Raw genomic sequence first — 25931 nt, forward strand, 5'->3', positions numbered from 1 at the left:
TTGAGTTTGTAAGTCTTTTAATAGTTGTTCAAAAAATATATGTCATGAAACTTTAACTTGCCAGCTCATAAAAACCACCTTAGAATCCGCGCAACGAATTTTTAGGGGCTTCATTGTGAGTACTTGCTCGATTGATAAGAATAAATCATCGACTCAGATTTAAGTATCCACTAAAGCCCACTGGCTCTCTTGTGGATTTAAGAGAGTCCTTCCCTTTTGCTTTATTTCTTATTTATCAGTTATTTAAAAAACAAGTAAATACTTACATATGCTCCTTGTTGTTTTGGAGTCATCCATGCTATTTCTTAATTTTAAAAAATCTATCGTTTTTTTTAGCACTTGCTTGGCATTTATTTGTAGCTATGCTGGACGACCAATGGTCGTTGATGATGCTTCTTTAGTCCCAGCCCATTCTTGTCAACTTGACTCATGGATGCAGAATAATTCTAAAGATAAGGAATATTGGGTTATTCCTTCTTGCAATATTGATGGCAATTTTGAGTTTGGTGTAGGTTTGGGGCGTCATTTTTCTGATGAGGCAGGTAATATCACTTATACAACTGTTCAAGGGAAAACGCTTATAAAACCACTTGAGACCAATAACTGGGGAATTGGTGTTTCATTTTCTAGCCAAATTAATAATAACCACACTTCTGAAAAAGATTGGACTGTGAATGTACCCTTAAGTATTTCTATGTTGGATGACCATTTCTTATTGCATACTAATGTGGGCTGGCTTAGAGAACACACCACTCACCGCGAGCAAACTACTTGGGGTATGGGTACAGAAACATTCATTACGAAACCCTTAACGGTTACTGCTGAAGTGTATGGAAATGATCGAAGTGATTCATTTTATCAAACCGGTATTAAATATATGTTGTACAAAGAAAATATACAGTTCAACGCAAGTTACGGTAACCGTTTAAATCAGACTAAAGATGACTCATTTTTTTCAGTCGGTTTAGTCTTTGTGAGTAATCCATTTTTTAAGTGAAAATAAGATTAAAAAAGCCCATCTATTGATGGGCTTTTTTAGTTTTATGAGTCTTTATCTAATGAGTGCGGCGTTGTGGTTTTATCTTGCTGTTTGGTATCGTTCTCGCCTTGGCATGCCGCAACAGAGACTGAAATAATTGCTGCTAAACCTAGGGTAGCTATAATTTTAGTCATGTCTTACCTCATATAGTTTCCATTGATTAGGTTATAAATACTGACTATCCATATTACGATCAGCATAGGTTTATAGACTTTTTTGTACTTCTCGCATAGAAATGTAAATTAGAATGGAGCACACATAATTAAAGCATTGATAATTAAATAGCAGCAGTTTTAGAGATGAGAGGGATACTTAACTAGTTTTCGCTCATTACTTTAATTATCACTCTTAGAGGTAAGCTTTTGTTAATTGTAGGAAACACAAAAATCTAACCGATCATGCTGTTGCTTAAAGCATGTCCATGAATCTTTTTCAGGTGCTTCAATAATCTTTTTAGTTTTAAAATCACGATAATAAATAGTCGCATCTTTTAAATTAGAGGTGGATCAGGAAATTTGAACAACACTTATAAGTGATATTTTGCTCCCCAAATGATGTTATAAACATCAATATATGGAGTATTTTATGGCACGTAGACCAAGAAGAAATCATTCAAATGATTTTAAAGCTAAGGTAGCACTTGCTGCGATTAAAGCAGAAAAAACACTTGCTGAATTGAGTGCTGAATTTGATGTTCATCAAAACCAAATTATCGACTGGAAAAATCAACTGATTTCAGCTTCCTCGCAAGCTTTCGATCAATCAAAAGCTCCAACAGAACCACCCATCGATCTAAAAAAACTACATGCAAAAATCGGTGAGCAGGCATTAGAAATTGATTTTTTAGAAGGTGTGTTGAAGAAACTGGGCCGCTTCAACCACAAAAGTTAATCGATGACTCACTTCAGATTTCAGTATCTAAGCAAGCTCAGCTGCTGAAAGTCTCCCGTGGTTGTTATTACTATCGCCCAAAACCTGTGAGTGCATCAGATCTGAAGCTGATGCGCTGTATGGATGAGTTACATATGCAATACCCTTTTGCAGGTAGCCGTATGATGCGTGATTTGTTGAATCGTCAAGGACATCATATAGGACGACGTCATACACGTACTTTAATGAAGAAAATGGGCATTAATGCGTTATATTGCAAACCAAATTTAAGCCAGGCTAATCAAGCTCACCGCAAATATCCATATCTGCTCAAAGGATTGGCTATTCAGCGCAGTAATCAAGTGTGGTCTACGGATATAACGTATATCCCTATGGCAAAAGGCTTTGTTTATTTATGTGCTGTGATTGATTGGCATAGCCGCAAGGTACTTGCGCATAGAGTATCGATTAGTATGGAGGTTACATTTTGCATAGAAACATTAAATGAAGCTATTGAAAAATATGGTCGACCTGAAATATTTAATACAGACCAAGGCAGTCAGTTTACCAGTGATGCATTTATTGATGTATTGAAATCAAATGGCATTCAAATCAGTATGGATGGTAAAGGTCGATGGGTTGATAATGTGATGGTTGAACGATTATGGCGGAGCGTTAAATATGAAGAGGTGTATCTCAAAGCCTACAGCAATGTTTTGGATGCGAAGAAGCAATTAAACGCATATTTTGAATTTTATAATTTGAAACGACCTCATTCGAGTCTGGACAAAATGACTCCAGATGAGTTTTACTATGACCAGCTACCACAACAAAATAAGGTAGCTTAACTAGAGCAGAGTATCACTTATAAATAAGCTTTTAGTTGTTCAAACATGTGGGACCACCTCTAATTCGATAAATTACTTCCCACAGAAATACATGAATCCTCATGAGAACAAATATTTGATTCTTTTATAAATACTTTACTATTTGGAAAAGTTAATCTTTCAAAGTTAGAACTTAAGTTATTCGTAGAAGAGAGTAAGCAAGTCTCAGTACTATTTTTACCATTCACAACAAAACAGCTTTTACTGACTTCGAAGGGCTCCTGAGCGAATGTACCCGTAGCATAAGGCAATAAAAATAATGTAATAAGGCGCTTCATGTTCTTTCTCACTATGCAACATTTAGTCTAAAACTGCCTATAAATATTCAGACTACATCTAATTTAGCTGTCTATAATACCTCTATTAAGTTTAGTTAAATATTTACTATTTGATAAATTTTACAAAATATTTAAAATTAACTTATAGACTATGTTTTCATTTTAAAAACTATTCATCTAAAACCTTCCAATTTGTTCCAATCTGTGCCAAAGCTGGTAACTCATCACTATTAAAAACATTACAATTATCATCAACAGCAAATCGATAGATGGGTATTGAATCTGCCTGTGTTTTCTTAAAAAAACTGAAATCTTCGGTAATATGTATTAGGTCTGCCGACCGATTATTCCCGGCTATTTTGTTTACTCCTGCACCGGATGGTATATGTATGTAACTTTCACAAGTTATTTCAACACTGTTTCCATCCAAATCTTGATATGAACATTTCATGTTTCAGTCCTTCTATAATTTATATATGTGTAGAAAAACTTAACATGCTATACAGATAAGTTATGGATTTTTTTATGATCCAATTGTTTAAGTATGTAATGTATATCGTATTGAAAATAAAAAAATCCTTTTAAAAAGCACCGTTATCGGTGCTTATAGTTATTTACACTTTCCATTAGGACCATTTATTTCTTCTTTTAAAGAATCAATATCCATTTGAATTAACTCTTTATCAGCAGCTACTACTAGACCAGATCTTTTCATGAAAGTTTTATATTCTTTAAATCTAGAAATAAGAAATTCATTATATTTTAATTCGGATTGCATATAGCTACATTCTATTGAATCTAGCTTTTTCCTTTGCGAACTGGTTAAATTTTTATTCGCATTCTTTTTGATAAAAGCATCTCTTTGTGCTTGATCTATATGGAATTTTTCTAAAAGACTATAATATTCATCTTCAAAGCTTGTGTTTGGTGCCGCCGTAGTGTTAGTACAAATAAGTAAACCCAAGATAAAAAATCGTAATTTCATAATATGTAATATTCGCTTATGATAATTAAAAAGTGCATATTATAAGACTGTCACCATCAAATAAAGTAAATAAATTATATAAAAGAAAACCGCCCCAGAAGGCGGTTGCTGAAATTTATCAGCAATTATAAAAGTGCGGTGGACACACACTTTTATAGGTTTTAAACCAGATTTATTTTTTTATTATTTTTTTTATACTCTTCGGAATTAAAATAGTTCACGATCATCTTGGCATTTTCTTCTGATACTGCCTTTTTACTTTCAAGTACGGATTGAGGTTCTTTTTTAGTATTAAAGTCAGCAGGTACAATACTTGAAAGTGGTGGAAGTTTTGGCTGACCACCTGTTGTAATTCTTTCAATAAAGCTTGCTAACCACATAATATATTCACCCTTATTTTTATATTTAGGCATTAAGCTCATGTCGAGTTTAATTGAACATTCATTTAAGGGTTTGCTTAGACATTCTTCAAAGTCTATAAAATTATATTTGAGTTTACAGGGGGTTCCCTTTATCTCTTTTCGAATAATGCTGACCAAATTATTTAATTGTTCAATCAGGTTATCAGAGAACAATTTATCTTCTTCGAATTTTTTATACACCTTCTCGGCGATTATTAGAAATTTTGGCATGGTTCCTTCCCTCTTATTCTGACTTTGGTGATTGATCAGATTTTTAGGGAAGTATGATGGATATATTATTGCAGTATGTAAGTGTTGAAATGCCAAATGTAATCAATAAGAGGGTTGTGAAACTGCCTTCCATAATAAGCCACAGCAATTAAATAAAATGCAAAATTCGTCGCATTTTATGTGCGGAAAGATTTTATAGTTGGTAATAATTTTCTGAAAAAAATTAAGCTCATCAATAATATTATTTGACTTATATTTTTTGTGCTGTCTTATCTAAAAATAGAATATAGAAATTTTTGAATTATTTTTTATTTGCTGCCTTGCTGAATAACGAGTTTTTAGTCGAGGGACTGAAAAGTTAACCGTGTCTTCAGCAAGGTCTTCTATAATTTATGTTTTAGCTTGATGGTACTCATGCACCGCTTAAAGCTGCTTCAAACATTTCAATTATTGCTTTGGCTCCTTCAGCCTTTTGCCTTGCGTCTTGATCGTCAAAGATAATGGTTTCGTCATTTAGTTCACTCACATATCGCCGGGCTTCGTCTAGAGCTCTCCTTAGTTTTTGGACTTTGTGTTTGTTTACATCTTTGGCAATGGTTGGCGCATATCCTCCACGTTTTGCGTTTTTAAGTTGTCTAGCTCGGTTCTCTATTGCTGTAGCCATTCAAACACTCCAACTCACCTAACAAATTTTAGTAAAGCAACTTTATTGTTTGTTATTCTTAAACATTTAGTATTTTCTTTGTTCAAAGTGTCAAAATTGTTACTTAAGCCTTACTCCTGAAAAGTTATAGATCGAGTTTGCTTAAAAATTAATCTTTTTCAAGTTATGAAAAGCACATAACTTGGTATAGTCAATTTATACCGCTATTTAATAATAATTTTCCAAAAATAATTATTAATTAATGTATAAAATTATTAAAAGAATGCTATCTATTTGAAAAATCAAGAAAGATAGCATTCTTCTATTTAGTTATTCTACTGTTAGTTTTTGAAAATCATGGCCTGAAGGCGCTTGATACACTCTTAAGCCAAACTCTGGCAATATCGCGATGAGATGATCAAATATATCAGACTGAATTGCTTCATAAGAAACCCACGCCGTAGTATTGGTAAAAGCATAAATTTCTAAAGGTAGACCTTCACTCGTTGGTTGTAATTGACGAACAATAAGAGTTTGGTTTTGAGCAATGCCCTTATGCTGACGTAAATAGAATTCAACATATGCTCTGAATGTCCCAATATTGGTTAAACGTCTTTTGTTATAGCGTGACTGACTCCCTAAATGCTTATTGAATTCTTCAATTTCAGATTGCTTGGCATTGAGATACTGATCTAATAATAGAAAATCTTTAAGTTTTTGCTGCTCTTCTTCAGTCATGAAGTGAACGCTAGTTTGATCAATATAAAGAGAACGCTTCATACGGCGACAACCGGCATTACTCATACCTCGCCAGTTTTTAAAAGTGTCCGTTACGAGTTTATTGGTTGGAATGGTGGTATAGGTTTTATCAAAGTTCTGGACTGTGACAGTATGCAATGAAATATCAATCACATCACCATCGGCATTTAACGATGGCATTTCAATCCAGTCTCCTATACGTACCATGTCATAAGAAGCAATTTGTACACTCGCGACCAATGACAAAATGGTATTTTGGAATACCAGCATTAATACGGCTGCCATCGCACCGAAGCCAGCCAGTAAGGTAAATACATCCTTTTTAAGGAAGGTACCTAAAATCATCAAACCACAAACAACAAAAATGATGAGTTTAACGAGTTGTAAATAACCTTTAATCGGCTTATTTCTAGATTTTGGATTACGCTGATAGATTAAGTTAAATATATTTAATAATTCACTAATAGTGAGCGCAATAGTCAGGAAAATAAATGCCTGTGCGCCCATCTGTACCAAAGCAATGGCTTTTTCAGATAAGTGTGGAACAGTGGTAATACCATTCATAATCACAATGGCTGGCACAATATTGGCAAATCGCTTAATAACACTATGCTGAGCAAAAACAGATTGATTAAGTGACTTGATTTTAGTCACTAAATGACGGATTCCCCGAACAATAATTCGCTTAGCAATAAAGTTTGCCAACGCAGCAAATAAAATCAAAATTGTGAGTGAAACTATCATTTCTAGCCAAGGATAGTTGCTTAACTCAGCTTGAAGATCACGATAATAATTAAAAAAATCCAAACCCTTACACCTTACAACTTTATTTTCAATAATTTTAAAGTGTTCGTATGTTATAGATTAAGGCTTGTTTACATATGTCGTCATAAATACAACACGTCTATAATACTTAATCGCTAAATTAGATTAATTTTTAGAAAAATGATTCAAGTAGGCAATAAGTAGATTTTCATTTTTAAAGTAAGACTAGTTATTCAACACTGGTTTATCTACTTAGCTCCTTCATAGGGAGTACTCTTTTTATCAAATTACAGCTTTTTTGTTTCAATAGACTTACCTTGGTATGAAGAGTTATGAATGAAAAAACTTTCCTCATCACCTATTTTTCTTCATTTTTTCGTCAACTCACTTATTTTTTCACTGTGTTTAATTTTTATAAAATAGTAAGTTCCTGCCTATCTGCTTATATTTAAAAAGTTTATTAATTTAACCTTTTGTAAAATATAGATTTTATTATTCAAAGAATTAGAACAAAAAAATTAGTGAAAATTCCTATAACTCCCCCTGTTTTTTCTTTACAAACAGCAACAATCTTGGAATAAATCGTAATAATAATTTAATTAATAATAATTATCATTTACAACACATAAAACCTGAGAAGATCTGCCATGATCCATGAAAATATTCTCGAATGCATAGGTAAAACGCCACTATTACAACTATCAAGGCTATTCACGCATCAATCAGTCTCAGTGATTGCGAAAATGGAATTGTTAAACCCAGGAGGAAGTATTAAAGACCGTCCAGCATTATTCATGCTACAGGAAGGCCTAAAATCTGGAGTGATTAATAAAGACAGTCATATTGTTGAAAGTTCATCAGGGAACTTAGCTATTGCGCTTGCAATGGCTTGCAAAATATATGGATTAAAATTCACTGCCGTGATTGACCCGAAAATTGCCTCAGCAAACCTACAAATGCTGAAACTTTATAAAGCCAATATCGAAATGGTCTCTGAGAAAGACCAAAACGGCGGATATTTAAAAACCAGAATTGACACTGTAAAACGGCTATGCCAACAACTGCCAAATGCGGTTTGGATTAACCAGTATGCAAATCCAAACAACTGGAAAAGCCATTACTTTGGTGAAGCAGAAGAAATATTAAATCAAATTGATCGGAAGATTGATTACCTCGTAATTGGGGCAAGTACCTCCGGCACGATTATGGGCGTATCTCGTCGTCTTAAAGAGAAGTTCCCAGAATTAAAAGTCATCGCGGTCGATATTGTCGGTTCGGTATTGTTCGGTGGCACATCTGGTCCACGTGAAATTCCCGGCATTGGAGCAAGTACTGTCCCACCACTGCTCTCTCCTGATGAAATTGATGATGTCATTTATGTAGATGACTATGAATCGGCACTCGGTTGTAGAGAACTTCTTGAACATGAAGGAATCTTTGCAGGCGGTTCGAGCGGCTCGTCCATTTCAGCCATAAAAAAACTGATTCCAACCATTCCCGAAGGTTCATGCGTCTTAACGCTGCTGCCTGATCGCGGCGACCGCTATCTCGATCTTGTTTATGAAGATGAATGGTTCGAAATGATCAAGAAACGTCACTTCAATCGAAACTTACGACGTCAAGAAAACCTTACTTTACAAAATGTTGTTTAACTTTCTCCTTAGGACATATTCATGAGCAATTTGGCTACCCTTCGCTATTTAAGTCAATCAGATTTATTAAATCTTGGTGCAAATCATAGTAATTCATTTATTGAAGCGATTACTGAAGGTTTAACCCTGCATGCAAATAAACAGTTTGTACAACCTTTAAAACCTTATCTTCGCTGGCAAGGTGCAGACCATATTGCGGACCGTATTATTGCAATGCCTTGCTATTTAGGTGGCAACGACCCGATTGCCGGAATCAAATGGATTGGTTCAAGACAACATAACCCTAAAAAATTCAATATTCCGCGTGCCAGCGCACTGATTGTTTTAAATGATTCAGAAACAAATTATCCGGTTGCAGTGATGGAAGGCAGCCTCATCAGTGCCATGCGAACTGCGGCAATTACGGGTGTTTCTATTAAGTATTTAGCGAAAAAGGACTTTTCAGACATTACCGTAATTGGCTGCGGTCCAATTGCTCAAATGCAGATTAAGACGGTACTTGAGCAATACGCTCAAGTGAAAAAAATACATTTATTTGATGTAAACCCTGAAGCGGCTGAAAAACTCAAAGCATTGTTCTTATCAGAATATCCAAATCTAGAAATTGAAATTCATGACAGCGCCAAGTCTGCAATTGTGCAAGCCGATGTCCTCATTACCTGTACCGTTTCAGATAAGCCTTACATTCCATTTGATTGGCTTAAAAAAGGCTGCTTTGTTTCAAACATTTCAATTATGGATATTGAGCCTGAAGTCTTCTTAAAAGTAGACAAAGTGATTGTAGATGACTGGGACCAATCAAACCGAGAAAAGAAAGTCATCAACGTGTTGGTTGAAGATGGCTTGTTCAGTCGTGAAAAACTGCATGCTGAACTTGGCGACATCATTATTGGTCATAAAAACGGCCGTGAACACGAAGATGAAATCATTTTGCTCAACCCAATGGGCATGGCGATTGACGATATTGTCTGCGCGAAGTGGTTCTTCAATGCTGCACAAGAACAAAACGTTGGCACGGTTCTACCGCTTTTATAAGAATAGGAATAACTAAAATGTTAGATCGGATTTACACAGCACAACTACAAAAAACGATAGATGCCCTCTACATGGAGAATTATGGAGATTTTAAAGATCATATTTCCTATAAAAAGCCTTATCTGGCAATTACTCTCAATGATGAGTTGGAGCTCTATTTCAACTGTTTAAAAGTAGATGGTGTAAATCCTTTCTATGTTACCCAACCCGAAGTTTTACTTCATAACCTCTTAAGCCATACAACATCTAAAGTTTCGATTTCTGAAATTTTTAACTATTTAACTCAAGCAACTTGGTGGCCGTCACCACACCATCAAAAAGCGATTGATTATTGGCTAGACAACTTAGTTACGGCTGAAAAAATTCCTCAAATTTTACAGTCAGCACTTTCATTTTCTTCACCTTTAATCAAAAGTGAGCTGCTATCGCTGGTCGCTGATCGTCCATTTCATCCGTTCGCTCACTCAAAAGGTGAACTTGCCCCACTCACAACTCAAAAAGAAATTGAGGTGTATTGGTGGGCATTTAAGAAAGATGACGTGATCAACAATATGAAGTCGATTCCTCACAAAGAGCTTCTATTATCAGATGTTGAGGAACGTCTGATTGCTGACAAAATGGCTCAGCTTTCAGATGACTACTTAGCCCTGCCTCTCTTAGAGACTCAACATCGCTATTTAAAGTTTGATGAAAATAAGTACGGCGGTATTGACCTAAACCATGTCACCACAATTGGTTTACCGACTTCTTCTTTAAGAACCCTTATTCACAACGCAAACCCTACTCTACATTTAAAACTCTCAACCAATGCCAAAACATTAGGTGCAATCCGCTCTATGCCAGGCCGTTATTTAATGAATGGTCATACGGCTTATGATTTTTTAAATGACGTCATTAATGAAACTGCTTTAATAAAAAATCGTCTCTTTTTAAGTAATGAAACGCACTGGTGGGTGCTGGGTAAACAAGAGCCGATTGTAAAGAATTTAGGTGTAATTGGTTGCCAAGTCCGACATTTACCTGACTTTTGCCAAGACAAAAATGTCACACCAATCACTATGTCAGCTTTAAGCTGTACCTATGTTGACCCTTGGGAAACTTTAGGCATTAAGGGTGACAAATGGACATTACTAAAAGACTTAAGCGTTCATTTTATTCAAACATTCTTAACACTTTGGGCAAAAGGAGTCATGCCTGAATGCCACGGGCAAAACACCATGGTGTGTTATGAAAATAACAAGTTGAAATGCTTTATTTTACGTGACCACGATACCTTAAGAATATGTACCACAGCCATTGAAGAAAGCGGTTTTACACCTCCGGTTTATACCATTGATACCAGCACGCCAAATAATCTTATCTTTACTCAAAATGAAGACTTATTTAATTACTTCATTACCTTAGGGATTCAAATTAACCTCTACCCAATTGCTCTAGCTGCCTTGAAATATACGGATCGAACTGAAAGCGATTTTTGGGAGATGGTACAAGACATTATTCAAGATTTTGTAGAAGCCCAACCCATTTCAGAACAAACAAAATCGCAAATTCAAACTTATCTTTTCGACAATAAAACTTGGCCATTTAAACAACTCCTTACACCTTTACTTGCGCAAGAAAGCGACTCAACAGGCATGCCAAGTAAAATCGGAAGTACGCCAAACCCTTATCACAGCTTATCTGTTTCTAGCTATGAGACCATGGATATCTAAATCATGCGCTCATCTCGCCTAGATCATTTCATTATTTTGCTCTGTCAGTTTTTTTCCACTTTTGGGCTCATGGTGCTGATTCCAATCATGCCGCTCTATATGGAAAAACTGACGGCGCATATGAGTGCTCCCACTATCTGGGCAGGTTTAGCACTCGCGGCTCCAGCTATTGGCAGCTTATTTACAGCACCGATTGTGGGACACCTATCCGACACATTTGGTCATAAAAAAGCATTATTACTTTCACTGGCTGGTTTCTGTATTTCAATATTGCTCATGGCGAGCGCCCAGCATTTATACCTATTTATTTTCGCGCGAATTTTACTCGGTTTTTGCGGTCTTTCCGTGATTTTAAATGCCTATGTTTCATATCTTTCCAATGAACAACAACGAGGTGCCGCTTTTGGGCAACTACAAAGTAGTGTTGCGCTCGCTTGCCTATGTGGCCCCGTGCTCGGCGGGATATTTATGGATCAATGGCGGGTTGAAGTATTACTCAACGCGACAGCATTTGTTGTGATGACCTTAATTTTGATTGCGTCATTTGTATTAACCAATCCCGTTAAAGCAGAGGTCACAAAAACCAAAGAGAAATCTAAGCTTCCAGCTTTCTTTGATAGAACGATTTTTTCATGGTTAAGCGCCGGCATTTTGGTTCAAGCGGGTGGCTTTGGTTTGGTGTCTTGCTTCGTTTTGTACATTAGCGAAATAAGTCAAAGCAGTCACTCTTCGTTATCTGCCGCGAGTTTAACGGGAACCATTCATGCGCTTTCATGGGGAGCAGCCTTTATTGCTGCGACCTATTGGGGAAAAAGAAATGATGATAAAGGAGACTCTTTTAATAACTTTGTTTACGCATCTTTAATTTGCGGCATCACGATTTTTGCATTGATCTGGGTTTCGAATATCTGGCTCGTTCTTGTATTACGACTCATACAAGGCTTTTGCTTTGCAGCCCTTATTCCTTCGATCTTACACACAATTTCTCTAAAAGCTGGCGCTCAAAGCCAAGGAAAAGTGATTGGTATTTCTAACAGTGCCTTTGTCTTAGGGCAACTTATTGGCCCAATCACCATCACGCTCACTTACTCATTTTTCAATATTACCGCGGCATTAATCTGCACCTCACTATTTTTTATCGGTGCGGGATTAGTGGTGATTTTGAACAGATTCTTAATGGATACAATTTTAAAAGAGGCACAAGAATGAACTCAATTATTACAACAGATGCATGGTCTTATAAACTTTTCGAACAGTACCTGAATACTTTCTTTCGTGAACTCAAAGTGAATCTTGAAGAATGCATTATTCCAGCTCAAGACTCTCCTTTATTCACCCTATATGCAGAGCAACCAGACACGCTATGTTTTGCTTATACATTTCATGCATCTAACACGGTTGCTTATGGCGCAGTTCAGCATCTATCCACCACTGGTTATCATAGATATCAACGTGGTTTTGTTCTGCAAAACTTAAACGACAATACATTTGACTCGCTCACCGACCCTAAGCAGTTAGTGAGGCTGATTACAGATGAACTGAATAGCTTATTTAAAGATAAAAACCAAAATAAGAATTTGTACTCAGATATTGTAAATAGTATCGAGAACACAAAATTCTTTTTAGAAAATAGACCTTCCAAAACAACAGCTAAAGCATTAAGCGGTTTTCAGGCTACTGAGCAAGGCATGTTATATGGGCACCCTTTTCATGTGACCTCTAAAGCCAACTTAGGTTTTTCTAAAGAGGACATGAAAAAGTATAGCCCTGAGTTAGGTGCAAGTTTCCAACTCCACTACTTTGCAATTCATTCTTCTTTAATCCAAAAACTGGTCAGTGAACAACAGCCTTCTCACCATATTGAAGATGAAGTTTTAGAAACTGTAAAAGAACGTTTGCAAGAGAACTTCACTAATTATGAGCTCATGCCAACCCATCCGTGGCAAGCTAATTTCTTAATTCAACATTCATCTTTAAAGAAACATTTAGATAGCCAAGACGTAATCTATCTGGGCGCTTTGGGTCAAACGGTATGGCCGACCTCATCCGTTCGCACGGTTTGGTTACCTCAATCGAATCTATTCTTAAAGCTTTCCATTGATGTGCGAATTACCAGTTTCATTCGTAATAACCCAATGGATGAAATGGAACGCGCGATTGATGCGAGCAAAATCATTATCAATCACAAGATTAATGAGCAATATCCCGACCTTGTGATTCTGCCGGAGTTAGAAGCAAAAACAGTCAAAATTCCAGAATTAGAAAGTTCATTTGGCATTATTTATAGAGCGGGGCTGACTCCTGCTGTACTAGAAAATACCCGAATGCTCGGTGGCTTGGTTGAAGAAAACGAAAACCATGAAATCCCGCTTTTAAGCTTTATTCAGCAAGCGGCACCGAATCAAAACTTACAATCGAACGATGCCAAGGATTTCATTACTTTTTGGTGGAAACAGTACGTTAAAGTTTCGCTTATTCCATTAGTTGAGTTGTTTGCAAACAAAGGCATTAGCGTAGAAGCGCATATGCAAAACAGCTTAATGGAATTTAAAAACGGTTATCCGCATCGCCTTATTCTTCGAGATATGGAAGGCATTAGCATTGTTCCAGAAATGATAGAAGACGACTCATCTATTTCTGAAGATAGTACTGTTTGGTTCTCTCAAAAAGATGCATGGACGTTTTTAAAATATTACCTCGTGATCAATCACATTGCTCATCTCATCAGTGCAATTGCACGCGTTACGGCCATTGAAGAATCTGAACTTTGGCAAGCCACCCGTCTTACCCTCACACAAGAAAAATTTAGCACCAAAGGTCAGCAGTACCGCGACTTATTAATTCATTCACTCACATTACCAATTAAGGCAAATATGTTAAATACGCTCTACCACAGTGGTGGCAATCCTATTTGGATTGAAGTTGAAAACTCTATTTATAAATATCGCGGTGCAGAAGCGCTTTGCCCTCTTCAACCAACACAACAAACCAATTATAAAACCCTTGCGGAAAATCGCGTGATGGGTCAGTTACTAGAAGCGCTCATTTTTGAAAATACTTTTAAATACGAGTTTTCTAAAGGTCAAATCAAGTTCTATATTTCCGATACCGTTTTCTATACCTGCGCGGCCAAACGACATTTTAGTTTTAAACGAATTAAGCTAGATCCTTCAAGCTTAACCCGTTCTGATATTACTTTAGGCACTGAAACTCGCCCTAACTTAAAAACGCTACTTGTTGACCTAAAAAATATTATTGAAGCTGACCCAGTTAAATGGCAAAACTTTAATGATGAACTCAACTTAACTTACGTTAAACATGCGCAGACTTTGAGCCAAGTGCCTGCTCAACCTTTAAGAAACTTGCCTTACCTAGAACAAGAGGCACGCATCACCAACGCCCATTTATATCACCCAAGCTTTAAGTCACGTATCGGCTTCGATTTAAAAGAAAATAAAAAATATGCACCTGAGCTTTCTGAAGGTTTTACGGTTCAATGGGCGGCGACTCATAGTAGTTTGTGCAAGCTGGTTTTAAGCGAGACCATTAACCTAGATCAGCTTTATAAACAGCATTTTTCAGAAAAAGATCTACAAACTATTAATGAGCAATTGAAAGAGCAAAATGTAAATTTTAAAGATTATATCCTCACCCCAATTCATCCGTGGCAGTGGGATAAAATTATTGAATTGTATTATCAAGATGCGATTAGCAACCAACTGATCATTCTGTTAGATATTGAAGGTCCAACTTATTTACCACAGCAGTCGATTCGAACTTTATCAAATATTAGTGATATCTCGGCGCTTTCTCTTAAGTTGGCAATGAATTTGGTCAATACCTCGACCTCTCGCGTATTGGCACCACATACCGTTCAAAATGCGGCAAAAATGAGTGACTGGCTGTATAACATTGTTGAGCAAGACCATATTTTAGAAAAACAGCGCAAGCCTGTTATTTTAAGAGAGATTGGCGGTCTTTCAGTGAATCAGCCACTTGCCCTTCCTGTTCAATACGGCGCACTCGCCTGCATTTGGCGAGAAAGTATTTACAGCTACTTAAAAGAAGGTGAATCGGCAACGCCAGTAACAGGATTGATGCAACTTGATATTGACCAAAAACCTCTCATTGATGATTGGATTCAAGAGTACGGTATCGAGTTCTGGTTAGAAAAATTACTCACCAATGCTTATTTACCAATCATGCATATTTTATGGTGCCACGGCCTCGCTTTAGAGTCACATGCACAAAATATGGTTCTGATTCATAAAAATGGTTTACCAGTCAAAGCTGCATTGAAAGATTTCCACGATGGAATTCGTTTTAGTCGTCATCTTTTACGCGAGCCGAATCTTTTACCTAACTTGCAAGATGCACCTAAAGAACACGCCAAAATTAACCCGAACTCGTTCTTGGAAACCCACTCTCCAAATGAGTTAAGAGACTTTACTCAAGATGCGCTTTGGTTTGTAAATCTCGCAGAGTTAGCGATTTTCTTAAATGAACATTATGACTTCGATGAAATCAAATTCTGGACTATGTTAAGAACTATCATCAATCAACACAAAGAAGCTCACCCAGAGTTTGCCGAGCGATATGAATTGTTTAACTTTACAGATGACACCATCGATATTGAACAGCTCGCAAGCCGCCGTTTTCTTCCGGAAATTCGTTTAAGAGTACAAACCACGCCAAACCCGCTCAGCCTCATTAAGGAAATTGAATATGAATAAGCATTCGATTTCTTTTAAGAAACGAATAGCAAATGGTGAGATGCTCTACGGAATATTTTGTTCCGTAGCTTCTCCGATTAATGTCGAGCAACTGGCACTTGCGGGCTACCACTTTATTATTATCGACTTGGAACATACTTTATTTAGTACGTCTCAAGTCGAGACCATGATTTTAGCCGCTAGAGCTATGAGCCTTGATGTGTTTGTGAGAGTGCCTTTAAACGCTAACCATTTAGTTTTACCTCTGCTCGATGCAGGGGTAACGGGCATTGTGTTTCCGCGTATTGAAAATGCGGAGCAGGCTCAACAGGCTGTGAACTATTGCCACTATATGCCACTTGGACAAAGAGGACTCAACTCAACAAGATTAAATCGATATGGCATGGACGATTTAGCGAGTTTTGTTCAACAAGCCTCAAACGAGACTGTTGTCATTGCTATGATTGAAAGCTTAGAAGGACTACAACAACTAGATGAAATTTTAAAAGTCGAAGGTATAGATATTATTCTGGAAGGTGCTGCCGACCTTTCTCAATCGATGGGAATGCCGTGGCAAACTAGCCATCCAAAAGTGAAAGAAAAAGTTCAAGAGATGTATTTAAAGACTAAAAATAGTCAAAAGCATTTCTGTGCTATTCCGCGACAACCTGAAGATATCGCGGCATGGAAACAACAATCTGTTCAGCTTTTTGTACTCGGCGATGACCGCAGCATTATACGCCGTGCCCATCAAAACCATCTAAATACCTTTAAGAGCATTTCATAACTATTCACATCTTTTTAGGGGAATAAAAGCCTATTCCCCTAATTCATTGAATAAATTTCAAATATATTATTTTAAAGCAATTAATAATATTGTTAATTACAATGATTCTCATTTATAATTCGCTCAATTTAAAATCACTCTCAGGGCGAGACAATGGCAAATAAGAAAAGTAATAAACTTTTTACAAGAAAGTCTGAAGTTAAAAATATCATTCCACTTCTTTCATTTGGAGGAGCCATTATTCTTTCAAATTCAGCATTTGCCGCTTCACCTGCTGAAACCACTGAAACAGAAAAAAAGCCTGAAGCCCTTCCTACTATTACCATTACCGCTTCACGTGCAGATGAGCTCTCTACCTCTGCCAAACAAGTCACCAAGTTAGATGAAAAACAAATTGAGCTTTTAAAAAATGGATCGTCTGGAAACATTGCGACTGTTTTAGCCAAAGCCGTACCCGGCCTATCCGACTCAAGCCGAACCATTACCGATTATGGTCAAACCTTACGTGGCCGTAATGCGCTTATTTTGGTGGATGGCGTTCCAATGAACCTTACACGTGATACAGCGAGAGGACTTTCAGCCATTGACCCTGAAAGTATTGCCAACATTGAAGTGATTCGTGGTAGTAACGCAATTTATGGTGGCGGTGCTGCGGGCGGTATTATTTCAATTACAACGAAAGCGGCTGGCGGTGAGCCTACGGCTAAAACGGTCGTTGGTCTACAAACACCCCTCACAAATTTGCGTTCTAATGCTTTAAGTGGCGATATTCACCAGTATTTTACGGGCAGTTTTAACGCCTTTGACTATGCGCTCGACTTTGGTTATCAACGTATTGGTAGCCCCTACGATGCAAGTGGTGACCGTGTTGCACCAGAACCAAGTCAGGGCGACCTTTACGACTCAAATGGTTATAGCATCGGTGGTAAGCTGGGTTATCACATTGATGACAACCAATATCTTCAGTTTGCTGCAAACTACTATAATGCCGAGCAAGACTCAGATTATGCATCTGACCCAAGTGTAAAAAAAGCTCCAGCAGGAACTGTCCCAGCTAAAGCCATTAAAGGCTTAAAGCTCAAAGACCAAAATAAAAACGAAAACCAAATCTACAATTTGACCTATAACCATAAAGACTTTTTTGGTAATAAGGTTGATGCTCAAATTTATTACCGCGACTTCTTTACCCGTTTTTCACCGTTTGATGCCCGTGCAAATGCCAACCGTGGTAAACAAGTCGACCAGATTTATCAAGAAAATAACGTACTCGGTAGCCGCCTAACGGTTACCACTCCCCTTGAGTTTTTAGGTGACACATCTTTAGTTTGGGGTGGTGACTTTAGCCGCGAAAAAAGCGAAATGCCTTTAGATATTTTCGATCAAAAAATTTATGATCAATCGGGCGGCTTAGAATTTGTAAAAATTGGCAAACTGATTTATTTACCTGAACTCACCACGCAAAGTGTGGGTGGTTTTGTACAGCTAAAACACCGCTTTAATGACCAATGGTCAGCAGAAGCTGGTACACGCTATGAAGACAGCTATGCGCAAATTGACAGCTTTGTTCCCTTATCACAATTAGGCAAAACCAACCCTTACACAGTTCCAGGTGGAAAAGTGAAAGCTGATGCATGGTTATACAATGCCAATGTGACTTTCTCACCAAACGACCAGCACTCAATTTATGCATCGTTTAACCAAGGTTTCCAGTTGCCTGATGTTGGCTTGATTATTCGTAATGCTGGTGAAGGTTTTAACCTTGGATCATCATTCTTAGAGCCTGTAAAAGTTGATAACTACGAACTTGGCTGGAAAGGTAACTTTAATAACTTCTCTTCAAGCTTAGCTGTATTCCACTCTACTTCTGACTTGGGTGCTGTTCAATCATTCAATAATGGTTTAGTGCTGGCTCGAACTAAAGAGAAAGTCACAGGTGTTGAAGCAACTTTTGACTATCTTGACGATGCAAATGTTTGGGGAACTGGTGGTAACGTAACGTGGATGAAAGGCCGTGAGAAACCTCAAAATGGTGCTGAACAGGACATGACGGGCTTCCGTATTCCACCATTAAAACTAACAGGTTATATTTCTTATAGCCCAACTGAAACTTGGACAAACCGTCTACAAGCTACTTACTTCGGTTCAGAAGATTACCGTTTGAATGGTGTAAATAGTTTTGGTCGTTACGATGTAAAATCTTATACTACGGCAGATTTAATCAGTAGTTTTGCGCTTAACAAGAAAGACACCATGACCATTGGCCTAGAAAACATGTTTAACCGCAAGTACTACCCGCTTTATAGCCAATTATTAAGAACGAACGATAACACCAGCCACTTAGTTGCAAATGGTATAACGCTTAAAGTGACTTATAGCCATAAGTGGTAAGAGCTTTGCTTAGCCCCTAATACAGTAAAAGCCCCAACCTCGGGGCTTTTATTATCTTGAGTATTTTATAAAAACATCGCTATAAAATATTCGAATTGTTTGTCCCGCTCATCTACATCGTTATGACTGAGCCTTTGGATAATGGTTCCTTCAATTATATGCAGAAATAGTTTGGCATCATGAAATGAGGCATCAGCTTTTAGCACGCTAAGCTGACTATAAATTTCATTGGTTATCCAAGTTCTATATTTAAGTGCGACCTGATAAGCATTTGAATAGGTATTTTTGGTTTCAAAAATGGCTTTAAATAATAAGTAATACAGCCCTTCCAAGTCTGTATGTACGTCATAAAGTGCTTTAAGTTTATCCACCAAGCTTGTGCTGTGATCATACTCAAGCATAGCAATGACTTGGTCTTGCAGCCGTTCTTTTTGCACAAGTAGGCAAATTTCGATAAACCGTGCTTTGGATTGGAAGTAATGATAAAAAGTCATTTTTGTAATTTCAGACTCTTTGATAATTCTGTCGACACCTACTAAATGGAATCCGTGATGGTGAAATAAATCAATTCCCTTATTCACAACTTTTAAAGCACGTGTAGAAAGTACTAAAGGTGGCATATGTGTACCGTTTAAAATAATTTTTTGTTGTATCTAAAAGAGATAGAAATGCCGTCACTCTTAAATTGAGTGCTAAAAACAGGCATGTAAAAGCGGCACAATAAAGGTGTGCTCGCCTATCTCGGGTTTATTGTTGCTATGATTTTTGAGTCGTAACGATTCTTAAGGTGCAGAAAACCTAGAGTCGATTAAACCGTTTTATAGGATGTTGAAATGGTATGAATAAAGAAATTTTGGCAAAGACCAATAAATGAAAAGAAATAGTACGCATAGCAGACTCCTAGATGAAATAGAAGTTCTACCCAATCACTGTCAAATGATTATGGTGGTAGAACGAAGGCGGGTTGACAGACCAGTCATCTAGGAACTGGCACGCCCGAAGGCGTCCCTCCTCCGTCCTACCGCTACGAAGGGGGACGAACGAGTTCAACACCAAAAAATTACTTTTTTGATGTTCTAGATGATGGCGACCTGTCAAAGTCGACTGGCAATGTAGGCCAGCAGGCAAAGGATAATCGTAGAGATTTTGGGTGTCAATGTGATATTGGCTAGAAAATGGATAAATAATTTTTTGTTTTTCATTAGATTAGATTCATTAATCTATTGAATAGAATATATTATATTTGCTTAACGCACATTAACTTATAAATATGAATACGATCTACTCTTTTATATAAACATATGAGTGAATGAAGGCAGGTTGACAGACTGACACACAAGAATCAGCACGCAAAAAGCGTCCCGCCTCCATTCTACTGCAGAGAATAATAAGAGAGATTTTAAGTGTCAATGTGATATTGGCTAGAAATAAATCATTAAAATTTTTAGTAAAACGATTTATTAATTCATACATAATCTTTTATTTTTTGAGATTTAAAATTATCACCAATATTTAAAGATATACCGATAAAATGAATCATAAAATCCATTTTATCGGCTTGCCTACAGAGGCTTTTTAAGATTCCATTTTATTTTCTAATATAGTTTGGAAACTCTTTTAAAACTGTGCTACATAATTGGCCTTTCATATCTTCACGTTTGCGTGCTTCAAATTGGTCCATACCTAATCGCATAACTTCTTTACCATACTTTTCACCTAGTTCATGTTTGGTACATTTGTCAGATTCATGAACTAATTCTTGTGAAGTATAGTGATAATTACAATCAAGTTGAGCACGGCTTAAAAAACCATGTAGTTGTACTGTTCTCTCGCAAGTTGTTCGCTGTATATAAGTTTTAGGCTCTTGAGCAGCATAAACTGATGACCCTACCAATAAAGTGAAAGCTGTTACTAAAAAATTACGCATTAGACCTCTTGCGAAAGTAAAAACCACCTCAATCTAAATTTCATGAGATATCAGAAATTAAATCGTTTTTCAGATTCTGAATTCCAGCGCTTGGTTGGTGTACCTCGACCAGTTTTTAGTGAAATGATCGAAGTTTTAAAAGAAGTAGAATCACTTAAAAAGAAATCTGGGCGTCCTCATACTTTAGCTATAGAGGATCAATTATTATTAACACTCAATTACTTACGGAATTACAGCACTCAATTGGAGTTGGCTGCAAATTACCATATCGCTGAAAGTAATGTGAATCGAACCATTAAAAAGGTTGAAGATGCATTGATGAAATCAAGACGGTTTACTCTGCCAAAACGAAGCATTACCACAGCAGACGAACAGTTTAACTGGGTCATTATTGATGCGACAGAATGTTCAATAGAACGTCCGAAAAAAAAATCAGAGTAAGTTCTACAGTGGTAAAAAGAAGAAACATACGCTAAAAGCACAAGTGATCTATCATCCGAACAGCAAACAAATCATAGGGCTAGATATATCGAATGGCAGTCAGCATGACATTAAATTGGCAAGAAGAACGGTTAAAAAATTCAAACATTGTAAATATGTTATGACCGATTTAGGGTACTACGGATTAGAGCAAGATGGCTTTAAATTATTGATGCCAATAAAGAAAAAGAAGAATTTACCCTTATTTGATGTTGAGAAAAAGTACAATAAAATGATTGGAAAAATACGAGTTGTGATCGAACATATTAATAGTCAATTGAAAACATTTAGAATATTAAGTGAACGCTATCGAAATAGACGGAAAAGATTCGGTTTACGCATTAACTTAATCGCTGCACTGGTAAATCGGATGAACTTGCAATAACGACTTTCGCAAGAGGTCTATTATTTCCCCGATAAAATTATTAAAAGTATAAGTGGCAATGTTGCGGGTGTATTAAATAATAATTGTTTATAAGTGTCTATTAATAATAAGAAAGTTAGATAAATCCTCTTATCTTTTGAATATTTCATCACCTTATTAAAATTATGGGATTAGTTTTATATGCACTTATAATGATTAAATTAAAATTTTGATGTAGGTTTAAATAACATACTTTATATTTTTTCAATGAATGAGATTATAAAACCATATAAGAATAATTGTAAAATAAAAATGAGAATTAACTTCATTAAATCGATAGATTTAGTTTATGAGAGTACCTAACAAATGTTTAAATAAATTTGTCAAATATAAAACTAAGCAGCAGATAAAGATAATTTCTTTTAGTGACTTTTCTTCAAATATAAAAGCAGTTTTCGAATCAAAAATTTCTAATATCTAATTTTTTATAAGATCCGCAAAGAGCACTGTTTAGTCACCCTTACTGAAACAGTGCTCTTTGCTTCATCACAACTCCTATCCAGTAGAGTTCGATGCATAGAAATAGTGTATGGCTGTGTCACTCAAAATGTTTACTGTATTTTCAGTTTTTTTAAATGATCTCAGCATAAAAATCACGTATATTAAAAATTAACAGAAGAATCTTCTTTGGTTTATATTTTGAACAGCACAGAATACACACTAGATCGCATAGATCGGAAAATATTATCTGCCCTTCGTGGAAATGGACGCTTAACGGTTGCACAGCTCGCCGAAGAAGTTGGGCTTTCATCTTCGCCCTGCTGGACTCGACTCAAGCGTTTAGAAACTCTAAAAATTATTGAAGGCTATACAGTAAACGTAAACCCAAAAGCGATTGGTATTCACGAGTTGTTCTTTATTGAAATTACGCTAGAACGACACGATGACGAAATGCTAGAAAACTTTAGTGAGGCTTTGGCAGACATTCCTGAAGTAGTCGAGGCGCATTTAGTTACGGGTGATTATGATTACTTGGTAAAAGTGGCCGTAAAAGATGCCGAACATTACGAACGGTTTTTACGTAAAAAGCTGTATTCGATTAAAGGTATTCGGCATACGCGTTCAACCTTTGCCTTACGACCACTTAAATCTGCCAATACTGCCGACTTAATGTTAATTGAGTGATTTACTTATATAGACAGCTTTGGGCGTTTCATTGTTTTAATTTGATTTTATTTAATGTTACACATAAAGCTTTCTTGTCAGCTTCTTTAAGTTGAGGGTGCTGAACTGGCCACATATAGCTACAGCCATGAGGCGCCTTGTTATTATTTTTCTTAAGTTCATAGGCAATATTTTTTAGAAGTTCGGTGTTTAAAGAACTAATTTTTAAACGCACTTCACTTAAGTCTTGAGGCTTCCAGTTGGTTTCAGGGCTAGACAACCAATCTGCTCTATATCGGTACTGAATTGCTTTAGCTACATCCATTTGCGCCACTATAAATGGCTTTACTGTTTCACTGTTCAGTCCAAAAGATTCGGCTTCAGAAAGTGATTGGTCGAGTACTTTCTTTTCTTGTGTTAAAACTTCAATCGGTAAATGCTGCTCTGCTTTATAGCCTGCGACATCTTTCATATAAGATAAACGTTCGTTAATTAAACGTGCTGTTTGCTCATATTGATAAGCTTGTGCCAGTGAAGAAAAGCACATCAAAGCTGCCACTGTAGTCGCTACCTTAACCGTTTGTTGAGCATTCTTAATATTTAACATTTGAGTACCTACCGAAATTATTGTTGTGCTGTCATTCCAAAGCAGTACTCTATTTTAAGAACACTCGAAAGTAAAATCTCACGATACGCTGAGCTCTTGGCTCCATGCAGAATCAGATTGGTGATAGATGTGCTGACACACTTGTTTAACAGATGAAATAAAGTGCGGGTTTTGTCCATCCCATTTTTCTACCATGCAATACGTGACATGTATACCTTTGGGCTGAAATTCTCTTGCCAACGACTGCGATAACGCTCGAATACTCGCAAACATACTTTGGCTTAATACATCGTGGTGAGCAGAATGATGAGATGGCGCTCCAAGAAAAATAACTGTACCCCGCTGCTGCTTTAACATGGGTTTAAGTACTAACTGCGACATGCTCACAGCACTTAAACCTGTGGTCTGCCAACTGTGCTCAATTTCTTCTAAAGATAAAGATTCAATATTTGGCGCAGATGAAAAATTTGGCTGAAACACGCATAACTCAATGGTATGACGATGCTCTGTTATATATTTCAGCAGATTTTTTAAATGCTTAGTTTTTATCAAGTTTAAGCGGACACTTGTCATGCCATCATTTACGAAACTTACTTGTATGTTCTGAACAGTAGAATCATGTACGACTTGATAAACATGTAATGGAGCTTGATGGTTTTTATCCAAAATTACAAAGTCATGATTAAGTAGTTCTATATCATGGCCGGCAACCACAACACAGCCCTGCTTTTTTTGAAACTTCTGAAATATTGTTTTTAGCATATGAGTCTCTCAAAATTTTTCTTGGTATGGGCGTAAATCTAACTCATGTGTCCAGAGTTCAGGGCTTTGCAGGTAGAGCATCCAATAGTTTTCTGCTATTGCATCAAGATTAAGCCCGCCTGTTCCACGTGTAAGACGCGCCAAACGGCCTAGCCCAAATAAAGCTTTATTAATTCTGTCACCATTTACCATTCCATCAATAATGACATGAGCAATATGAATGCCTTGTGTTTTATAAATTTGAGCTAGATTTAATGCATAAGCTCGCAAGGCAGATTTACCCATGGTAAAAGCAGCGAAAAACGGTTTTCCGCGCAAAGAAGCACTCGCCCCAGTAAAAATAAGTGTGCCGTGATTTTGTTCTTTAAAAATTTTTAGGCAGCTTTGAGAAACCAAATAAGCTGATAAAAATGTGGATTGCCACATATCATTAAAAAACGATAGCGGGCTGCGTAAAAAAATTGAAGGTATATTCCCTCCAACATTATGAATAACAGCGGTAATACGCTCGTTTTGACTAGTAATGGTGTCAAATAAGGCTTGTACTTGATGTATATCTTCGGCATCTAAACGAAATGCGACAGCTTCACCTGCATTTGCATGGATTTCAGCAGCCACAGCTTCAATTTTCTGGAAAGTTCGTCCTGCAACGTAAACTTTTAATCCTTCTTTTGCAAAACGATGACAAACGGCTGCTCCGATCCCCTGTGAAGCCCCAACACCAATAACAACTGCACATTCTCGTGTTTTATTCGGTGGTTCTAATGACATAGCCGTTTCACCCTGTTTGTTTTTTATACCATAAAGCAATAAACGGTCGATTCAAAATTTCTTTACTAAACTTTTTGCTTGTTCGAACCACCTCACCGAGTTGGGCAACTACGGCAATGTCTGCTATCGTCTGTTTATCTCCAACCAACCATTCACTTTGTGATAACACCTGCTCAATACGGTCTAAATGTTTTAAAAACTCTGCTTCTACATTTTCAGCTTTCATTCGGCCCAAACCCTGAAAGAAAAGTTGTGTTTTTAATTCGGCTAAAATAAAAGCTTTTACCATTGGCTTTTCATAAGCTGGGCGACCAATGCTACTAATACGGATTGCTTCTTCTAATGCTTCCGAGTCATTTACCCTTAAATACACCTCATAAAAATAAAGAGACTCATCTGCCCAGTCTTCCCACAGTTCGGCAAGTGCTTTTTGATTTGGATCTTCGGGATAAAGTCGCGGTGTATCTGGATAGGCTTCATCTAAATAACGAGCAATACGGGTACTGTCTTGTATACGTTGCCCTTTATCATCTATAACGGGCACTTTCCCCACTTTACTCAGCAAAGGAACTTTGGCACCAAGAATGCCGTTATAGTTTACTGTATCAAATGGAATACCCTTAAATTTCAAAGCCCTTGAAATTTTTTGACAAAATGGAGAAATTTCCCACTGATGCAAAATAATATCTGACATTTATTCACCTTTATTTTT

23 protein-coding genes and 1 pseudogene are annotated in these 25931 nt (G+C 36.9%); 11 read left to right on the top strand and 13 right to left on the bottom strand.

All coding sequences use genetic code 11. From position 1 onward, the window contains the following. The first annotated feature begins 295 nt into the window (after positions 1-295). Positions 296-997, top strand: a complete 702-nt coding sequence (locus tag CSB87_RS02365; protein ID WP_031952726.1) for a hypothetical protein — start codon at positions 296-298, stop codon at positions 995-997. Between the two features lie 44 nt (positions 998-1041). Here the strand turns inward: CSB87_RS02365 and CSB87_RS02370 are convergent, their stop codons facing one another. Then, positions 1042-1173, bottom strand: coding sequence for a hypothetical protein (locus CSB87_RS02370; protein WP_002048661.1), 132 nt, complete (start codon positions 1171-1173; stop codon positions 1042-1044). Between the two features lie 451 nt (positions 1174-1624). Between CSB87_RS02370 and CSB87_RS02375 the strand changes: the two genes are divergently transcribed. Beyond that, positions 1625-2757, top strand: a protein-coding gene (locus CSB87_RS02375; protein ID WP_223235881.1) for an IS3 family transposase whose coding sequence is annotated in 2 segments (ribosomal slippage) — positions 1625-1877 and positions 1877-2757 — 1134 coding nt in all. Because the reading frame shifts where the segments join, the coding sequence is not laid out codon by codon here. Between the two features lie 62 nt (positions 2758-2819). Here CSB87_RS02375 and CSB87_RS02380 read toward each other — a convergent pair. The 6 genes and pseudogenes from CSB87_RS02380 to CSB87_RS02405 form a co-directional block, all read right to left on the bottom strand. Beyond that, positions 2820-3074, bottom strand: a pseudogene (locus CSB87_RS02380) (hypothetical protein); the annotation flags it as partial. A 169-nt stretch (positions 3075-3243) separates the two neighbouring features. Further along, on the bottom strand, positions 3244-3525 hold the full coding sequence (locus tag CSB87_RS02385; protein WP_004708208.1) for a hypothetical protein: 282 nt from the start codon (positions 3523-3525) through the stop codon (positions 3244-3246). 159 nt (positions 3526-3684) lie between these two features. Beyond that, positions 3685-4038 carry a hypothetical protein gene (locus CSB87_RS02390; protein WP_228131592.1) on the bottom strand — a complete coding sequence of 118 codons (354 nt, stop codon included), beginning with the start codon at positions 4036-4038 and terminating at the stop codon, positions 3685-3687. A 182-nt stretch (positions 4039-4220) separates the two neighbouring features. Next, on the bottom strand, positions 4221-4691 hold the full coding sequence (locus CSB87_RS02395) for a hypothetical protein (RefSeq protein WP_004708205.1): 471 nt from the start codon (positions 4689-4691) through the stop codon (positions 4221-4223). A 412-nt stretch (positions 4692-5103) separates the two neighbouring features. Then, a complete protein-coding gene (locus CSB87_RS02400; RefSeq protein ID WP_002048677.1) occupies positions 5104-5355 on the bottom strand; it encodes a hypothetical protein in 252 nt (83 codons plus the stop codon). A 309-nt stretch (positions 5356-5664) separates the two neighbouring features. Next, positions 5665-6900, bottom strand: a complete 1236-nt coding sequence (locus CSB87_RS02405) for a mechanosensitive ion channel family protein (RefSeq protein ID WP_002048675.1) — start codon at positions 6898-6900, stop codon at positions 5665-5667. A gap of 605 nt (positions 6901-7505) precedes the next feature. On the opposite strand from CSB87_RS02405, the gene sbnA reads away from it, so the two are divergent. From sbnA to CSB87_RS02440, 7 genes are all read left to right on the top strand, one after another. Beyond that, complete coding sequence (gene sbnA / locus CSB87_RS02410) at positions 7506-8510, top strand: 2,3-diaminopropionate biosynthesis protein SbnA (protein ID WP_004886616.1); 1005 nt, start codon at positions 7506-7508, stop codon at positions 8508-8510. 21 nt (positions 8511-8531) lie between these two features. Continuing rightward, complete coding sequence (gene sbnB / locus CSB87_RS02415) at positions 8532-9545, top strand: 2,3-diaminopropionate biosynthesis protein SbnB (protein ID WP_002048660.1); 1014 nt, start codon at positions 8532-8534, stop codon at positions 9543-9545. Positions 9546-9616: 71 nt separating this feature from the next. Then, a complete protein-coding gene (locus CSB87_RS02420) occupies positions 9617-11257 on the top strand; it encodes an IucA/IucC family protein (protein WP_079377841.1) in 1641 nt (546 codons plus the stop codon). A 3-nt stretch (positions 11258-11260) separates the two neighbouring features. Further along, positions 11261-12466, top strand: coding sequence for an MFS transporter (locus tag CSB87_RS02425; protein WP_004708197.1), 1206 nt, complete (start codon positions 11261-11263; stop codon positions 12464-12466). After that, positions 12463-15990 (top strand): IucA/IucC family protein, encoded by a 3528-nt coding sequence (locus CSB87_RS02430; protein WP_106105022.1) that lies wholly within the window; start codon positions 12463-12465, stop codon positions 15988-15990. The genes CSB87_RS02425 and CSB87_RS02430 overlap by 4 nt, the downstream gene beginning before the upstream one ends. Next, positions 15983-16756 carry an HpcH/HpaI aldolase family protein gene (locus CSB87_RS02435; RefSeq protein WP_031952731.1) on the top strand — a complete coding sequence of 258 codons (774 nt, stop codon included), beginning with the start codon at positions 15983-15985 and terminating at the stop codon, positions 16754-16756. The genes CSB87_RS02430 and CSB87_RS02435 overlap by 8 nt, the downstream gene beginning before the upstream one ends. A 153-nt stretch (positions 16757-16909) precedes the next feature. After that, positions 16910-19144, top strand: a complete 2235-nt coding sequence (locus CSB87_RS02440; RefSeq protein ID WP_031952734.1) for a TonB-dependent receptor — start codon at positions 16910-16912, stop codon at positions 19142-19144. A gap of 65 nt (positions 19145-19209) precedes the next feature. On the opposite strand, the gene CSB87_RS02445 is transcribed toward CSB87_RS02440, so the two are convergent. Together CSB87_RS02445 and CSB87_RS02455 are read right to left on the bottom strand one after the other, a co-directional pair. Next, positions 19210-19764: a TetR/AcrR family transcriptional regulator gene (locus CSB87_RS02445; RefSeq protein WP_031952736.1), complete on the bottom strand. Its 555-nt coding sequence runs from the start codon at positions 19762-19764 to the stop codon at positions 19210-19212. A 968-nt stretch (positions 19765-20732) separates the two neighbouring features. Beyond that, entirely contained in the window at positions 20733-21071 is a 339-nt protein-coding gene (locus CSB87_RS02455) for a hypothetical protein (protein WP_002048670.1), read from the bottom strand. Positions 21072-21113: 42 nt separating this feature from the next. Between CSB87_RS02455 and CSB87_RS02460 the strand changes: the two genes are divergently transcribed. After that, positions 21114-21936 (top strand): IS5-like element ISAba27 family transposase gene (locus tag CSB87_RS02460; protein WP_076611894.1). Its coding sequence is split into 2 segments (ribosomal slippage): positions 21114-21494 and positions 21496-21936, totalling 822 coding nucleotides; the frame shifts between segments, so codons are not numbered across the junction. Between the two features lie 678 nt (positions 21937-22614). After that, positions 22615-23100 (top strand): Lrp/AsnC family transcriptional regulator, encoded by a 486-nt coding sequence (locus tag CSB87_RS02465; protein WP_031944456.1) that lies wholly within the window; start codon positions 22615-22617, stop codon positions 23098-23100. Positions 23101-23128: 28 nt separating this feature from the next. Here the strand turns inward: CSB87_RS02465 and CSB87_RS02470 are convergent, their stop codons facing one another. From CSB87_RS02470 to CSB87_RS02485, 4 genes are all read right to left on the bottom strand, one after another. After that, positions 23129-23686 carry a chorismate mutase gene (locus CSB87_RS02470; RefSeq protein ID WP_031952738.1) on the bottom strand — a complete coding sequence of 186 codons (558 nt, stop codon included), beginning with the start codon at positions 23684-23686 and terminating at the stop codon, positions 23129-23131. Between the two features lie 78 nt (positions 23687-23764). Further along, positions 23765-24448, bottom strand: coding sequence for an SDR family NAD(P)-dependent oxidoreductase (locus CSB87_RS02475; RefSeq protein ID WP_031952740.1), 684 nt, complete (start codon positions 24446-24448; stop codon positions 23765-23767). Between the two features lie 9 nt (positions 24449-24457). Further along, positions 24458-25219, bottom strand: a complete 762-nt coding sequence (locus tag CSB87_RS02480) for an SDR family NAD(P)-dependent oxidoreductase (RefSeq protein WP_031952742.1) — start codon at positions 25217-25219, stop codon at positions 24458-24460. A 7-nt stretch (positions 25220-25226) separates the two neighbouring features. Further along, positions 25227-25913: a glutathione S-transferase family protein gene (locus CSB87_RS02485; RefSeq protein WP_002049028.1), complete on the bottom strand. Its 687-nt coding sequence runs from the start codon at positions 25911-25913 to the stop codon at positions 25227-25229. Between the last annotated feature and the right edge of the window lie 18 nt (positions 25914-25931).

This window comes from Acinetobacter sp. AR_0276, from assembly GCF_003000705.1.
Classification (GTDB): Bacteria; Pseudomonadota; Gammaproteobacteria; order Pseudomonadales; family Moraxellaceae; genus Acinetobacter; species Acinetobacter nosocomialis.

Coding starts and splice junctions, on each gene's coding strand:
- CSB87_RS02475 (WP_031952740.1), bottom strand. CDS start 24,448: ATGCTAAAAACAATATTTCAGAAGTTTCAAAAAAAGCAGGGCTGTGTT.
- CSB87_RS02435 (WP_031952731.1), top strand. CDS start 15,983: ATGAATAAGCATTCGATTTCTTTTAAGAAACGAATAGCAAATGGTGAG.
- CSB87_RS02440 (WP_031952734.1), top strand. CDS start 16,910: ATGGCAAATAAGAAAAGTAATAAACTTTTTACAAGAAAGTCTGAAGTT.
- CSB87_RS02365 (WP_031952726.1), top strand. CDS start 296: ATGCTATTTCTTAATTTTAAAAAATCTATCGTTTTTTTTAGCACTTGC.
- CSB87_RS02430 (WP_106105022.1), top strand. CDS start 12,463: ATGAACTCAATTATTACAACAGATGCATGGTCTTATAAACTTTTCGAA.
- CSB87_RS02370 (WP_002048661.1), bottom strand. CDS start 1,173: ATGACTAAAATTATAGCTACCCTAGGTTTAGCAGCAATTATTTCAGTC.
- CSB87_RS02480 (WP_031952742.1), bottom strand. CDS start 25,219: ATGTCATTAGAACCACCGAATAAAACACGAGAATGTGCAGTTGTTATT.
- sbnB (WP_002048660.1), top strand. CDS start 8,532: ATGAGCAATTTGGCTACCCTTCGCTATTTAAGTCAATCAGATTTATTA.
- CSB87_RS02455 (WP_002048670.1), bottom strand. CDS start 21,071: ATGCGTAATTTTTTAGTAACAGCTTTCACTTTATTGGTAGGGTCATCA.
- CSB87_RS02485 (WP_002049028.1), bottom strand. CDS start 25,913: ATGTCAGATATTATTTTGCATCAGTGGGAAATTTCTCCATTTTGTCAA.
- CSB87_RS02470 (WP_031952738.1), bottom strand. CDS start 23,686: ATGTTAAATATTAAGAATGCTCAACAAACGGTTAAGGTAGCGACTACA.
- CSB87_RS02420 (WP_079377841.1), top strand. CDS start 9,617: ATGGAGAATTATGGAGATTTTAAAGATCATATTTCCTATAAAAAGCCT.
- CSB87_RS02445 (WP_031952736.1), bottom strand. CDS start 19,764: ATGCCACCTTTAGTACTTTCTACACGTGCTTTAAAAGTTGTGAATAAG.
- CSB87_RS02385 (WP_004708208.1), bottom strand. CDS start 3,525: ATGAAATGTTCATATCAAGATTTGGATGGAAACAGTGTTGAAATAACT.
- sbnA (WP_004886616.1), top strand. CDS start 7,506: ATGATCCATGAAAATATTCTCGAATGCATAGGTAAAACGCCACTATTA.
- CSB87_RS02425 (WP_004708197.1), top strand. CDS start 11,261: ATGCGCTCATCTCGCCTAGATCATTTCATTATTTTGCTCTGTCAGTTT.
- CSB87_RS02395 (WP_004708205.1), bottom strand. CDS start 4,691: ATGCCAAAATTTCTAATAATCGCCGAGAAGGTGTATAAAAAATTCGAA.
- CSB87_RS02400 (WP_002048677.1), bottom strand. CDS start 5,355: ATGGCTACAGCAATAGAGAACCGAGCTAGACAACTTAAAAACGCAAAA.